The 14882-nt window shown below is 37.6% G+C and carries 8 protein-coding genes; 2 read left to right on the top strand and 6 right to left on the bottom strand.

All coding sequences use genetic code 11. The annotated features are described in order from the left end of the window. Positions 1-18 precede the first annotated feature (18 nt). Entirely contained in the window at positions 19-489 is a 471-nt protein-coding gene (locus U736_RS0100665; protein WP_012754459.1) for a bifunctional alanine racemase/tRNA (adenosine(37)-N6)-threonylcarbamoyltransferase complex ATPase subunit type 1 TsaE, read from the top strand. Between the two features lie 777 nt (positions 490-1266). Here U736_RS0100665 and trxA read toward each other — a convergent pair. The 6 genes from trxA to U736_RS0100700 all read right to left on the bottom strand — a co-directional run bounded on the left by trxA (position 1267) and on the right by U736_RS0100700 (position 13942). Then, positions 1267-1590 (bottom strand): thioredoxin, encoded by a 324-nt coding sequence (gene trxA / locus U736_RS0100670; protein ID WP_012754458.1) that lies wholly within the window; start codon positions 1588-1590, stop codon positions 1267-1269. 175 nt (positions 1591-1765) lie between these two features. Then, entirely contained in the window at positions 1766-5242 is a 3477-nt protein-coding gene (gene addA, locus U736_RS0100675) for a double-strand break repair helicase AddA (protein ID WP_026500146.1), read from the bottom strand. Between the two features lie 2 nt (positions 5243-5244). Beyond that, positions 5245-8364, bottom strand: coding sequence for a double-strand break repair protein AddB (gene addB, locus U736_RS0100680; RefSeq protein WP_026500147.1), 3120 nt, complete (start codon positions 8362-8364; stop codon positions 5245-5247). A gap of 730 nt (positions 8365-9094) precedes the next feature. Then, complete coding sequence (locus tag U736_RS0100690; RefSeq protein WP_012754455.1) at positions 9095-10669, bottom strand: peptide chain release factor 3; 1575 nt, start codon at positions 10667-10669, stop codon at positions 9095-9097. Continuing rightward, complete coding sequence (locus U736_RS0100695) at positions 10669-12330, bottom strand: lysine--tRNA ligase (RefSeq protein WP_012754454.1); 1662 nt, start codon at positions 12328-12330, stop codon at positions 10669-10671. The genes U736_RS0100690 and U736_RS0100695 overlap by 1 nt, the downstream gene beginning before the upstream one ends. A 364-nt stretch (positions 12331-12694) precedes the next feature. After that, the gene (locus tag U736_RS0100700; RefSeq protein WP_026500149.1) at positions 12695-13942 is read right to left on the bottom strand and encodes an argininosuccinate synthase; all 1248 of its coding nucleotides are present in this window, start codon (positions 13940-13942) and stop codon (positions 12695-12697) included. Between the two features lie 170 nt (positions 13943-14112). Between U736_RS0100700 and U736_RS0100705 the strand changes: the two genes are divergently transcribed. After that, a complete protein-coding gene (locus tag U736_RS0100705) occupies positions 14113-14760 on the top strand; it encodes a LysE family translocator (protein ID WP_012754452.1) in 648 nt (215 codons plus the stop codon). The last annotated feature ends 122 nt before the right edge of the window (positions 14761-14882 follow it).

The following is a 14882-nucleotide window of genomic DNA, read 5'->3' on the forward strand; positions in this document are numbered from 1 at the left end:
CATTTCATGGAACTCTTAATGAATTTTAGTTTTTTTCTTGAAAATGAAGAGGCAACAAAGCTTTTTGCACAACATTTAACCCTTTCTTTAAAGCCGGGGGATCTTGTAACGCTGCAAGGAGATCTTGGAACTGGAAAATCAACTATTGCACGTACAATCATCCAAACACTTACGAATGATAACACTATGGATGTTCCAAGCCCTACTTTTACTCTTGTGCAAAGCTATCAACTTCCACAGTTTGAAATTATTCATGCTGATCTTTACCGCCTTTCTATGGCAGAAGAAATTGATGAATTAGGGCTTCATGAAGCTCGTGAGAAAAATATTTTACTTGTTGAATGGCCAGAAAGAAATACAGCTCTTTTAGAGCTCGCCACTTTTGCACTCACCTTACACTATAAAGAACATGGGCGTCATGTAACACTCAGATCAGCACAACATGCCATTGAACGTTTGCAACAGTCTTTTGCAATTCGTACATTTTAAAAAAAACATCGACATGAGCATGAACATCATCATTTTTTAATTGATAATACCTCAATACATACCGAAATTTGAGATGATGAACAACATAAAGAAGTCCCTCATGGATGTATCAACTATGAAGATGAGATGAAATACTGGCTCTTTTATATAACAATGACATAAATTGCAAAGGACATCTGTTAATTTATAGGAATTTATCAATTTATTTTAGAGAATGTTTTTTGCCTTTCATACTTTTAGTAAAGGCTTCAAAAAAAGTCTTTTGATTCTAGAGAATAGTGTAAGAGAATTTTAAATTGAAGTGGTAACCCTTTAGAAGAGCATTATATAACCTGTAGTGAATTGCTTGCTTCTTTCTGCTTAAAAATTGTGAACTTCAGAAAAGTAATTTGCAAAGTTTTTTCTTAAAATCTCCTTTCATGATTGCTAAGAACTCCAAACAAAAATCTCCTTATTTCTAGATTGATATTGCCTTTTTATGTGTTGAAAGCACTATCTATCTCTATAGTCTTATTCAAGAAGAAAATACCTTTATGAAATTATCATTCACCCAATATTTTTAACGCGCATATAAGGAAAGAATTGCCTATATTCTTCATACAGGACAATTTTTTATAAAAAATAGTCAATTGAATCATGCATAAAAGTACGAATTCTTAAATTCATTTAATATTTTGATTTTATTATCTTTTTATTATAATATAATGCAAAAAAGAATGTTAAAAAAATCAAAAGGAGAGACAAAGCTTCTCTCCTTTATAGTGATTATATGTGGAATTAACTAAGCCCATCTTTTATCCATTCAGAAAGACGTCCTTTAGAGGTAGCGCCAACCATATTCGATGAAATATTTCCATTTTTAAACATTAATAATGTAGGGATAGAACGTACTCCGTATTGGGTAGCCAGTTCCGGATTTTCATCAATATTTACCTTAGCAATTTTAACTTGATTTTGCATTTCCATTGAAATTTCATCCAAAATTGGAGCAATCATTTTGCAAGGGCCACACCATTCTGCCCAAAAATCAACCACAACAGGGGTGGAAGAGGTTAGAACTTCACTTTCGAAATTGTCCTTATCAACTTTTATACACGTCATTGATTTATCCTTTATATTCACTCTTTATAGATTGGTATGATAACAATTCATATCAAGTTATTGCAAAGATAAATTATTAAAGGACTTTTTTACACCAGAGATTGTGCATTGTGTTTGTTTGGGCGATTTTATGAAAGTAAAAAAGTGTAAGGATACTTTGAAGGAAAGGAGTAACTTATAAGGCAACTTCACCAAGAAATGCCTCGAGTTTTTCTGGAGAAAGTTTAAAAATTTTGGCTTCTTTACTGTAGATAAGCAGAGCTTGGATATCTTTATCGGGATGAATAGCTTGCAACAATTTTCGGTAAAGAGCCATTTGCAACCAGTGATGGGAAGCAATAGCAGCTTCATTTTCTGGCGGGGTTCCTGTTTTAAAATCAGCAAAGATAATGCTGTTTTGCGTGATGTAGAGACGGTCAATTTGACCAGAAATTGCGTGTTCTTTTCCATGAATTTTTACAATACCCATTAAGGAAACCTCAGCACGTGAATGCTCAGAGAAAAGGGGCTTGAGGTAAACGTGATCTAATATTTTCCAAACATGGCGAAGAGCATCTTCTCTTTGGCTCTCATACCAGTGAGAGGCTTTGATATTGAGATAGTTTCGAGCATAGTCTCGACGTTTTTGTAGGGGATAATCGGGTAAATATTGTAACAATCGGTGAACGATATTACCATATTCAATGGAAAAAGCTCTGTTCGTATTTGTTGCTCCTAAAACAGGGGAGATGGTAAGCTGTTTTGGACTTGAGGACAGTTCTGTATCAGCTTCAATGGAAAGGCTCGCAACTGAGGGTTTTAACGGTTTTGGCAGCACTGGTTCTTCTGGTACTTTATGGGAGAAAAAAGCAGGCAAAGGTGGTAAGGTTTGGCATTCAGCGCAAGGGACTTTTGGGTTTATAGAAACAGAGGAAGGAGGTGTAATGCAAAAACGCCAAGCTGCAATATCTTCCACAGAATCTTTTATAGCAAGAGCATGCGGTTCGAGGGCTTTTTTTACCAGTTGTAACCATGTATGAGATTGCGTTTTCTGGCCTTTATATCCACAAATAAACAAGCGATCTTCAGCGCGTGTCATTCCTACATAAAGAAGGCGCCTATATTCTTCTTCTGCACGCTCTTTTAAGTGTGAAATTGCTTGTTTAGAGAGTTTTGTATCAAACTTTTCATTAGGGCGCCAAATAAAGGCTTGTTTTCCGTTCCATTTTGCATTGTTTAAAGGAACTTTAAGCAAATGAGGCGCATGCTGAGGATGCCAAATCGCACTACCAGGATCGACTAAAAACACAATAGCAGCCTCTAGTCCTTTTGCAGCATGAACAGTCATGATGCGGATTTCTTCATTATTTTGTTCAAATTCACGTTTAATTTCTGGTTCGCTTGCACTTAATGTTTCTAAAAAAGCTTGTAATCCTGGTAATCCTGTTTTTTGAATAGTAAGCGTATAATCCATAAAAGCATCGAGCACATCATTTGCTTCAGATCCTAAACGAGACAGAATTTTTTGTCTTCCCTTATCATTATTCAAAATATGGTTATAAAACTCGAAAACCGGTATTTTATCCACTAAAGCGCGATAATGGTTTAGCTTTTCAAAAGCATCTTTAAAAGATGCCTGCGATGATGCGTGCGTAAATAAGCTTTGCCAAAGAGAGCCGGTGCGGTGTGCAGCAAGCTGATAGAGTTCCTCTTCACTAAGAGCAAAAAGGGGGCTTTTTAAAACACAAGCAAGAGAAAGATCATCTTGTGGCTGCAAAACAAAACGCGCAAGCGCCATTAAATCACGGATACTAATATGTTTGGTAAGCTGTAAACGATCAGCCCCTGCTACGGGAATATTGCGGTGTTTAAAAGCACGAGAAAGAGCTGAGACAAATTGATCACGTTTACGAACCAAGATCATAATATCACTTGCACGTATTAAGCGTCCTTTTGCTGGAAGCATTTCACCTTTTTGTAACCAGTTGGCAATAGTTTCAGCAATTTTTTCTGCTAAACGAACTTCAGGGGTATCTAAATGATCAACGCTTAAATGCCAATCATGAGGAAATTCACTCGTCTCTTGGGAAATAGCATCCCATATAACAACTTCACCGGGACTATGAACACGAATAGCTTCATGCACCGTTTTTGTATTTTCTGCCGAAAGTCCTTTGTAGTTTTCTGGTGTTTCAAAAACAATATCAACGCTTTTAAGAACATCCGCTGTAGAGCGAAAAGAGTAATGCAGTTGTATTTTTTCAAATTGCTGATTTGTTTGCTGCACTTTTTTTTGAATGATTCGTCCATTTTCAGCAAAATTTTCTGGAGCTGCGCCTTGAAAAGAATAAATAGATTGCTTTTCATCTCCAACAGCAAAAAGAGTCCGTATATTTGTTCGTTGGCTATAACCTGAGAAAAACTCTTGTGCCAACAGTTGAATAATTTGCCATTGCTCAGGATTAGTATCTTGTGCTTCATCAAGTAGAATGTGATCAAGACCACGATCAAGTTTATAATGCACCCATTGGCTTGCACCTTTACGCTGTAATAAATGAAGTGTACGCTCAATAAGATCGTCAAAGTCTAAGAAGCCATTAGCCTTTTTTAGATTCGTGTAGATTTTGAGATAAACAGCACATAACTGAAAAGCAGCCATATTGAGAGTAGCAACTTTTGCACATTGATATTTCTCTAAAAGAATAGAAAGCTTGTTTTGTTTATCTTCAAGCATTTGTTGAATAAAAGGCCAAATTTGGTCTGACTTTTTACGAGATAAATGTGAAAACTTACGTGGCTCACCTTTTATTGTAAAATAAATATCAGAAATAATATTGAGAATATTTGTCTCATCATGCACCTTTTCTAATTGGGAAAGTTTTTCCACCATATCCTTGCAGCTTTGACTACCATTGGTTTCACAATGGTTAAGAGCATAAAGAGGAAGGCGCGCTGTCTGTTTAATTTGTTCCAATAGACATTGGTTTGTTTCATCTGGCGCTAAGTTAAAAAGTGCACGCAATTTTTCTTCTCCATTTTCAGATAGAAGAGAAGATAAAAAATCAGATAATTTATGTTGCTTTTCCGTTGCTTCATAGAGCAATTGATTAAAAGTATGTTCGCTAATAACTTTAAATAACTGTTGTAAAGCAGGCTGTACATCACGACGAGCTAAAAGTTGGCGACGAGATTCTTGTAGTAATTTTTTTCGACTGATTTCATCGGGAAGTTCAAAATGCCCTGCAATATTGGCTTCTAACATGAATTGATGCAAGAGAGATTCACAAAAAGCATGAATCGTTTGGATTTTTAAGCCACCAGGCGTTTCGAGAGCACGCGCGAAGAGTTGTCGTGCATAAGTTAGTTTTTGCGCATTAACAGTTTTTTTTTCAAACCGTGTTAAGGTTTCTTGCAGCTGTGCGTCATCGAGTTCATTCCAACTGGAAAGCGTGCGAAAAATTCGTGATTGCATAACAGCAGCAGCAGCTCTTGTATAAGTAAGGCATAAAATACGTGCTGGAGGCGTACCGTTTAAAAGCAAACGGATAACACGTTCACTTAAAACATGGGTTTTTCCAGATCCAGCATTTGCAGAAACCCACACGTTTTTTTGGGGATGTGTTGCCGTTGCTTGTGCATCAAGAGCGGCTTCAGGAATAGAAAAAATCGTCATGATTACTCTTCTTTATGAAAACCACTTGACCATTCCCACAACCGAGCCAAATGGTCGTAGTCGCCTTCATATCGTTTTGACATGGGGACAGCATGTGAGAGATAGCCTTGTTGTGGATTTTGATAATAAGTTATGAGTGCGATAAGATTTTCCCATGCATTTTCACCAAGATTAACAGCACTTAGGTGAGTTTTTCCGTCTTTTTTCTTTAAAAGAATTGATTGGGATTTAATTTCACCTTTTTTGTTAAGGGGAATGTAAAATAAATTTGAGGGAGTAAAATCTTGAAAATCTGGGAATCCCCCTTGTATGAGTAAAGCTGTTTCTAAAGCCAATTGCGGAAATAATAATTCACGAACTTGTTTTGATGAAGGAGGGGTACCGGTTTTGAAATCTAGAATTTCAACTGTTTTATCTGGCAAAACATCAAGACGATCAGCACGTCCTGAAAGGGTTACCCCTGTTGTTCCTATAGGGATTTTTTGTGATACCACTTCCGAATATCGCTCTCGCAGTCCTAAACTTTGTTCCCATTGAATAAGGCGTGGAGCAAGATTTTCAAAACTATTCCACCAAATTACTTCAATGTCGGGTGGAAAATTGAATTTATCAAACTCTTTACGTCCAATAGAAAGCAGCACATTGAGTGCATTTGCAGCATTTGGATTTTTTATTTGTGTGCAAAAAGCTGCAAGAATAGCGTGATAAAGTGTTCCACGTTCTGAAGCGCTAGGATCATGAATAAGTTCTTTAAGTGGTTTGAGCCGTAAGATTTTTTTAGCATAAATAGCATAAGGATCATACCGCAATGTTTCTATTTCAGTGACTGAAAAATGACGCGGACGTATATCAAGAGGTGGAGCAGGGCAAGGACGTTCCACCTCAGAAGTTATGCTTGTATGATCAAGCATCTTTGCCCAATGGCGTAGTATTTCACCTCGTTCACGGATTTTTTTCCAAACCTGTTTCCCTACAGCTGTTTCCATGCGTTGTAGCCAGCGTGAAGGAATGGAGGGTGTATGATTAACGCGCAATGCACGACTCATCACCACTTTATCCATTCCCATCGCCCATTGAAAATCATGCGCGGAAAGACCAATACGCTGCTCTGGTGGCTCCAGAGTTAACATCATTTTCATCGGTCGCGATAAAAAAGCATCATTTCGGGTTGATATCGGCCATGACCCTTCATTAAGACCGCCAATGACCACTGTATCAACTGTTTGCAAACGTGATTCCAAAGTACCCCAGATGAATAAACGTGGATGTCCTCCAGGCGAAGGTGTGACGGAACGAGTTGCTATTATGGCAGAAAACATAGCGGGCCATTCGCAAAGATGAAATGTTAATCCTGATTGATCACTGACCAATTCACGTAAAAATTTTGATAGGGCTTGTCCTGCTTCGTGTTGATAAAGATGTGCAAGAGAATTATCTTCATTGCGACCAAAATTTTCAAAAACCTCAACAGTTGCTATCGCAGCTTCGGTGATGGTGCATTCTTTCTCTTTTTTCATAAGAGATGTTAAAGGTTCAACAGCTTTCCTCAAAAGATGACAAAGGAAACGTGCTTCTTCACATTTCTGCTGATCAAGAGCGTTGATTTCAGAACTATTATGAAAGTGCGTTTCAATCCATTTTTCAAGAAATTGATCACATTCGCAAAGATTGATGCGCCCTGTATTCCCTCGAAGAATAAAAAGTTCAAAATTTTCTGCCATTTCGCGTAAACGATGACGGTTTTGTTGGAGTGTTGTCAGAGGATGTTTAAGAAGAGAAAGAAAAGCAATGGGATCATCGGGTTGCAACACATTTTCTAAAATAAGCCGTAAGAGAGTTACAGGCAATGTTTGTGCAAGTGGTATTCCGCTTGAATCATTTGCTTCAATTCCAAATCTCTGTAATTCCACAGCAACACGGCGTGCTAAATTACGGTCATTTGTAATAAGGGCCGCAGTTTTTTGGGGTTCTTCAATAGCTTTGCGTAAGGTAACAGCTATAGCGAGAGCTTCTTCACGTTCATTTATAGCTTCAATAAATAACCAATCTGCACAAAGATTTTCATAATCATCACGGACAATTTGTATCCATTTATCTGTTGTAGAAGCTGGTCGGAGTGCTTCTGATAAAATAGCCATTCGTCTTTTCTTTGTTATACTTTGTTGGCCAATTTCGCAAACATGATGACGCTGACACTCCATGAGAGTTAGAAGTTTTTTTAAATGATATTGAGGATGGCTAAAAACATTTTCTGCAGGATCAAAAAAATCACAAGCTGTTTTTTCTTTATGGCTTGTGCTTAGTGCATTCCATTGTTCTTCATCCATATGAAGATCAAGGCCAGGAAGAACAACAGCCCCTTTTGGCAGAGAAGCTATAACCTTTAAAAGATGAGAAACTGCGGGCATAGAACCTGACACACCAGCTGCAATGACCGGTTTATCAGGCGGCATACGTCGTAAAGTCTCTGCGTGCATTGTGAGTGCTTGATTACGCCATTCAGCGGGATTACTTCGTTGTCTTTCTGTCAAGATTTTTGGCCAATTTTGCGTAACAATAGTCAAGAAATCGAGCGTTATTTGCCACCATTCAGCGACCATATCAGGTGCAATATTTTTAAGTTTTGACCAGTCTGCTCCTTCTGTTTCAATTTCGTCCATCAAGTGTGCTAAATCTTGCGCAAGCCAAATCGCATCAGCACTATGAGCCGGAATAAGCACATCTTCTGTGCCAAACATGGCACGCAGATGCGCAGGTAAATTTTCACGCCATGGACGAATAAGGCGTGCTAAAAGTAAAAGACGTTCGCTTTCTCCAATAGGCGGATCGAGAGTGCTGGTATGATTTTCAACAAAAAGGAAACTGTCTTCATCTACATCTCCTAGAGCACGAATGGTTGGCAAGAATGTTGATTGTGTATCACTTCTTTCAACAAAGGCTAAACGCAAAGCGCGAGCAGCACGACGTGTCGGAACATAAATAAGGCTATCGGCAAGGGCAGTTTGAATATCTCCACTGGAAGCGAAATTATCAATAAGGCTACCAGAGAGTAGTGCATCAACAAAGTGAGGCAAAAAAGCAGTTCCCGGAGAAATAGAAAAGACACGCGGTTTATAGGTCATATGATCTCATATTTGGGATAACAAATTTCAGCTTATTGATTATTTGTATTATTTTGACTGTATACAATATTTATACAAGGAAAAACTGAAAAGCTATGTTTATACAGCAGATTTTTTATTTTAGATTTAAAAAAGCAGTTTCATAAATAATATTTTCCCATAAAAAGCTTGGGAAAAAAAATAATATTTCCACCCTTCACAGCGAAAATAGATTACTTTGATGGAGAGAGTTTTGCAAAAGTTTATCGTGCAAGCCTCTATTTTGCTAGGATTACATCCCTTATGCAAAATAGAATGCCCAAAAATAATATTATGTTGCAATTTTATATGTTTGTTTTTAAAGAGACATCTTTCATTGTACTTGAGCTTACCTCGTAATGTCGTCCCGTAAATAATATAAATGAATAGTATAACTTAAACTTCCGTGAATGGGATAAGATACACCACACACCACCATCGTTACATCATAACGCTACAAACCACCATCATCACTTTTTTACCCTCACCCAATATTTTGAAAGCTCTTGGCTATGGAGAAGATTTATAAGAGGCTTTGTATTTCTTGCTTCCAGTGTTTTACGCACACATCAATCCTACTTATGACATGCAAACAAACGATTTTGATTGTTTCAATATAAGAAACTTATAATATTCAGATTTTTAACCCAATATAAAAAATGATAAATTATCATTATAAATCAAATTATTGTAGAAAATATTTTTCTTTATTTTAAGAGCGTACTTGGTAATCTTTAAAAGCAGAAAATTTTATTTTAGGAGCTCTTTCTGCCTCATAATTCAATGAAAAATGATTCTCCGCTAAAAAGACTGGATCACCTTCTAAATCATACGCAATAGCAGAGCGGTGATTGCTGAGAAACTTTTGCAACTCATCTTTGCTCTGCGCTGAAATCCAACGACATAAATTAAAACGCGCAGACTCAAAATTCACTGGCAAAGAATACTCTATTTTTAATCGTTCTTTTAAAACATCAATTTGCAAAGCACCAATAACACCAATGAGAGAAGGCGACCCATCATCAGGAATAAACAATTGTACAACCCCTTCTTCAGCCATTTGTTGCAAAGCTTCTTTGAGCTTTTTTGCTTTCATTGGATCGCCCAAACAAACACGACGCAAAATCTCTGGTGCAAAATTTGGTACTCCCTTAAAGAGGATATCTTCTCCTTCAGTCAAAGTATCGCCAATACGCAATGTTCCATGATTAGGAATCCCTACGATATCACCGGCATAGGCTTGATCAGCAATTTGGCGTGAACGCGCAAAGAAAAATTGTGGAGCCGAAAGTGTCATTGGTTTTCCTGTTCGAACCAACTTTGTCTTCATACCACGTTCAAGTGTTCCCGAACATACCCGAAAAAATGCAATACGATCACGATGATTAGGATCCATATTTGCTTGAATTTTAAAAACAAATCCCGTCATTTTAGGTTCCATGGCTATGACATTGCGCTGATCTGCACTTTGGTCACGAGGACTTTGACCAAAATCAATAAGCGCATTGATCAAATCACGAACACCAAAATTTCGCAAAGCTGAACCAAAATAAACCGGAGTCATATGACCTTCATGGAAAGCTTGAAGATCAAAATTCTTGCAAACACTTTGAGCCAGTTCTACCCCTTCAATAAAAGTTGAATGTTGATATTCAGGAAGTAAATGGACAACCTCTCTGGGATTTGAAACTATCTGCTGTGTTATCTCATCATCTTTTTGACGAAAACGATTATGATAAAGGTCATAGGTACCAACAAAATCTTTACCCGTACCAATTGGCCATGTTATAGGCGCAGTATCAAGAGCAAGCTTTTCTTCAATTTCATCTAAAAGCTCTATAGGATCACGTGCCTCACGATCCATTTTATTGATAAACGTAACAATAGGAATATCCCGCATCCGACACACTTCAAACAATTTTAATGTTCTAGGCTCAATTCCCCGTGCCGCATCCAAAACCATGACAGCACTATCAACAGCTGTGAGTGTGCGATAGGTATCGTCCGCAAAGTCCTCATGTCCTGGAGTATCTAGGAGATTAAAAATATGATTTTCATATTCAAACGTCATCACCGAAGTCACAACAGAAATACCACGATCACGCTCAATATTCATCCAATCAGAACGGGTTTGAATACGATCTTTTTTGGCTTTTACTTCTCCTGCAAGTTGAATAGCACCACCAAACAATAAAAGCTTTTCTGTCAATGTTGTTTTCCCAGCATCTGGGTGAGCAATAATTGCAAATGTACGGCGTCGCTTTACTTCCTGCACTCTCTTTTCCATTATTCCTCCGTCGGCCGTGCAAGCGCTTCAGCAATCAGTGCACGCATTTCATTAATCCCATAAAGCGCTATAAATGATCCCCATCGTGGACCTCGCTCTTGTCCCAGAAGGACTTCATACAACATTTGAAAAAAAACATTGGAAACACCAGGCCCACCTTCAGGGCTTTTTTTGCTATGGTCTTGATAGCGTTCCGTTAACCGTGCAACGTCAAGAAGCATATTTTGTAGCATGTTGCCATCAACAGTTTCAGGTAAATTAGCTAATTTTTCATCAATTTGTGCTAATGTTGTGCGTTCACTTTCATCAGGGAGCCGGAATTTTTTGTTTGGTTTAACAAAAACATCAAAATATCTAATGGCAAACTTCACTAATTGATCAAGTTCTGGATAAGTTTGTGCATTTGCTCCTTTAGCGTAACGAGAAATAAAACCCCAAAGAACTTCTGCATTCTCCGCATTTGAAGCACTTACCAAATTTAAAAGCATCGCAAAGGAAACAGGCAAATCAACCTGCGGAGGACAACCATTATGAATATGCCATACAGGATTATTCAACCGCTCTTTCCATTCTTGGCGACCATAGGCTGAAAGATGCGCATAGTATTCATCAACCGCTTTAGGAATGACATCAAAATAAAGCCTTTTTGCTGTTTTAGGCTTTGAAAACATATAAAGCCCTAAACTCTCTGTTGGGGCATAAGTAAGCCATTCATCAATGGTTAAGCCATTTCCCTTGGATTTGGAAATTTTCTGCCCTTTCTCATCTAAAAATAGCTCATAGTTGAATCCTTCTGGGGACTTCCCACCTAATACTTTACAAATTTTAGAAGAAAGATTTGTGGAATCGATAAGGTCTTTTCCTGCCATTTCATAATCAATGCCAAGTGCTGTCCAACGCATTGCCCAATCCACCTTCCACTGACATTTAACCTTGCCCCCCGTAACCTCTGTTTCTATGGTTTCTCCTGTTTCTGGTTCGATATAAGTAACTGTACCTTTTTCAACATTACGCTCAATCATCGGTACCTGTAATACTTTTCCAGAAAAGGGAGAAATTGGTAAAAAGAGCGAATAGGTCGCTTGCCGCTCTGCACCCAATGTTGGTAAAATAATTGCCATAACCTTGTCATAACAGGCAAGGATTTTCAAAAGTGTTTCATCAAAACGACCAGAATGGTAATAATCCGTAGCACTTGCAAATTCATAATCAAAACCAAAACGATCAAGGAAAGCCCGTAGCCGCGCATTATTTGCTGCCCCAAAAGAAGGATAGTCATCTCCAAAAGGGTCTGGTACACGGCTCAACGGTTGACCAAGATAATGTTCCATCCTCTCGCGATCAGGCACATTCTCAGGAACCTTGCGCAAACCATCCATATCATCAGAAAAACAAAGTAATTTTGTTTTTACTTTATTCTCCGTAAGAATATGAAATGCATGACGCACCATGGTTGTACGTGCAACTTCCCCAAAAGTACCAATATGCGGTAAACCAGAAGGTCCATAACCTGTTTCAAATATCACACTGTCTGGATAACCCGTCTTTTCATACCGTTTGATAATCTTACGTGCTTCTTCAAATGGCCAAGTTCTCGATTGAGAAGCCGCATCTTTTAATTCAGGCGTAAGGTTAAGGGTATCACACTGATCACGCATCATTATTTGTCCTAAAAATTACACTCTTTCAAAATAGGGTGTATGGTTCTTGAATTTATTCGTCAATAATAGCAAGCAAAAAGATGAAAATTTCTTTATACTCTTAAGTCACAATAAAAAAACCGCCCTCGCTATAAACATATTTTGTTCTGATAAAAATCAAAAACATTCAATATTATAAAGCAAAATTGACTTGTTTTGATTATCAGAGCCTTCATTGCTATTATTATCATGAATTTTGCTTATTATACTGATTTAGTACAAAAGCGAAGCCTCTAACATTGAATGAAAGGACTGCAAAAACCAACAGATAAAAATGCTTAAGTTAGGCATTCCATACAAAAGTACTTCCCCTACTTTACACTTGTCACTGTAATTTTCTATTTCTTTTTTTGTCACCTTGATGACGCATTGCTAATGTACGCAAACGTAAAGCATTTAATTTAATAAAACCAGTTGCATCTCTTTGATCATAAGTACCTTGATCATCCTCGAAAGTTACCAACTCACTCGAATAAAGTGATTTTTTACTTTGGCGCCCTTCAACAATCACGTTTCCTTTATAGAGTTTTAACGTGACTTCACCTTCAACATGTTCTTGAGATAAATCAATAGCTGCCTGCAGCATCTTACGTTCCGGCGAAAACCAAAATCCATAATAAATGAGTTCTGCATAACGTGGCATCAATTCATCTTTCAAATGAGCTGCACCACGATCTAGCGTTAAAGATTCTATAGCTCTGTGAGCCGTTAAAAGAATGGTCCCCCCTGGTGTTTCATAAATACCCCGCGATTTCATACCCACAAAGCGATTTTCTACCAAATCTAACCGACCAATACCATTATCGCGCCCATAATGATTTAATTCTGCAAGTAAAGTTGCAGGAGATAAATTTTTTCCATTGATTGAAACAGCATCACCTTTTTTAAAGCCAAGAGTGATTCTGGTTGCTTGATCTGGAGCATCTTCCACCGAAAGAGTACGCATATGGACATATTCAGGAGCAGGAAGTGCTGGATCTTCTAAAATCTTTCCTTCTGATGAAGAATGCAATAAATTTGCATCCACTGAAAAAGGTGCTTCGCCTTGCTTATCCTTTTCTACAGGAATTTGATGTATACGAGCAAATTCAAACAGATCTGTCCGACTCTTAAAATCCCAATCACGCCATGGAGCAATAATCTTTATATCAGGGTTAAGAGCATAAGCGGAAAGCTCAAAGCGTACCTGATCATTGCCTTTGCCCGTTGCCCCATGAGCAATTGCATCTGCTTCTGTTTCCTTAGCAATTTCAATAAGGCGTTTTGAAATAAGTGGGCGTGCAATTGATGTTCCTAAAAGATAAGTTCCCTCATAAACGGTATTGGCTCGAAACATCGGAAAAACAAAATCACGCACAAATTCTTCGCGCAAATCTTCAATATAGATTTCTTTAACACCTAACATTTCAGCTTTACGACGAGCAAATTCTAGCTCTTCCCCCTGCCCCAAATCCGCTGTAAAAGTTACAACTTCAACGCCTAGCGTACTTTGCAACCATTTGAGAATAATTGACGTATCCAATCCCCCTGAATAAGCCAAAACAACTTTTCTAATATTTTGCCACTTCTTCATTTCAAAGTTCTATATGAGCTGCTCTTTTATCTCTACCTAGAAATCAAAACAATGCAACAAATATAAAAATAAATTCTCTTTAAGAAACATTAAAAAGACGCAAAAAACGTAAATAAAAACGCTTTAGAGTGTAAATAATGAATACTGCTTAAAAATAAAAGGAGATTTACGTGTCATTTCTACCGGAGTGGTCTATTGTTGTACAATTTGCTTTAGCATCGTTGATTTTAGCACTTATTCCAGGACCTGATATGATGCTTTCTGTAGGACGAACCATTACACAAAGCAAAAAAGCTGGAATTATGTGCGCCTTGGGTAGTGCAACAGGGTTTGCCATTCAAGTTACCGCTGTAGCACTTGGCTTATCAGCGCTTATTTTTGCTGCGCCACACACTTTTATTCTTCTAAAAATTGCTGGCGCCTTTTATCTTTTATGGTTTTCTTTTCAAGCGTTACGGAGAAATCCAACTTTTTCCTTCGAACAGACATCTTCTAAATCTCAAAGCGCTAAACGTAACTATCTTGCTGGTATTGGAATCAATCTTTTAAATCCTAAAGTTATACTCTTTAACGCGACATTCTTACCACAATTTATCAATGCGGATGATCCTATGGCAACACAAAAGCTACTCTTTTTAGGACTCTCTTATATTCCTATTTCTTTTCCCATTACAATTTCTATCGTTTTTACAGCGCATAAACTTGCAAAAATTCTCAAGAAAAATCCTCTTTATATTCGCTTTCTCGACTGGCTTATTGCTGGTACTTTTACTATCTTTGCCCTCCATCTCCTTATAGTTACAAAAATTGATTTATAAATGTAATTTATCGTTTTTAATTTAAATGAGAACCAAAATATTGTAGGATTCTCTCATTTCAAACCTGTTTATTTTGAATCAAACAATATCTTTCCCTTGTACGTTATAAGCGAATCGGGAGT

Origin of the sequence: Bartonella grahamii ATCC 700132 (assembly GCF_000518085.1) — a bacterium.
GTDB classification, from domain to species: Bacteria; Pseudomonadota; Alphaproteobacteria; order Rhizobiales; family Rhizobiaceae; genus Bartonella; species Bartonella grahamii.

What these genes read in the sequence shown, in the direction of transcription:
- U736_RS0100700 (WP_026500149.1), bottom strand. Translation starts at nt 13,942, where the DNA reads ATGAAGAAGTGGCAAAATATTAGAAAAGTTGTTTTGGCTTATTCAGGG.
- U736_RS0100695 (WP_012754454.1), bottom strand. Translation starts at nt 12,330, where the DNA reads ATGATGCGTGATCAGTGTGATACCCTTAACCTTACGCCTGAATTAAAA.
- U736_RS0100665 (WP_012754459.1), top strand. Translation starts at nt 19, where the DNA reads ATGAATTTTAGTTTTTTTCTTGAAAATGAAGAGGCAACAAAGCTTTTT.
- trxA (WP_012754458.1), bottom strand. Translation starts at nt 1,590, where the DNA reads ATGACGTGTATAAAAGTTGATAAGGACAATTTCGAAAGTGAAGTTCTA.
- addB (WP_026500147.1), bottom strand. Translation starts at nt 8,364, where the DNA reads ATGACCTATAAACCGCGTGTCTTTTCTATTTCTCCGGGAACTGCTTTT.
- addA (WP_026500146.1), bottom strand. Translation starts at nt 5,242, where the DNA reads ATGACGATTTTTTCTATTCCTGAAGCCGCTCTTGATGCACAAGCAACG.
- U736_RS0100690 (WP_012754455.1), bottom strand. Translation starts at nt 10,669, where the DNA reads ATGGAAAAGAGAGTGCAGGAAGTAAAGCGACGCCGTACATTTGCAATT.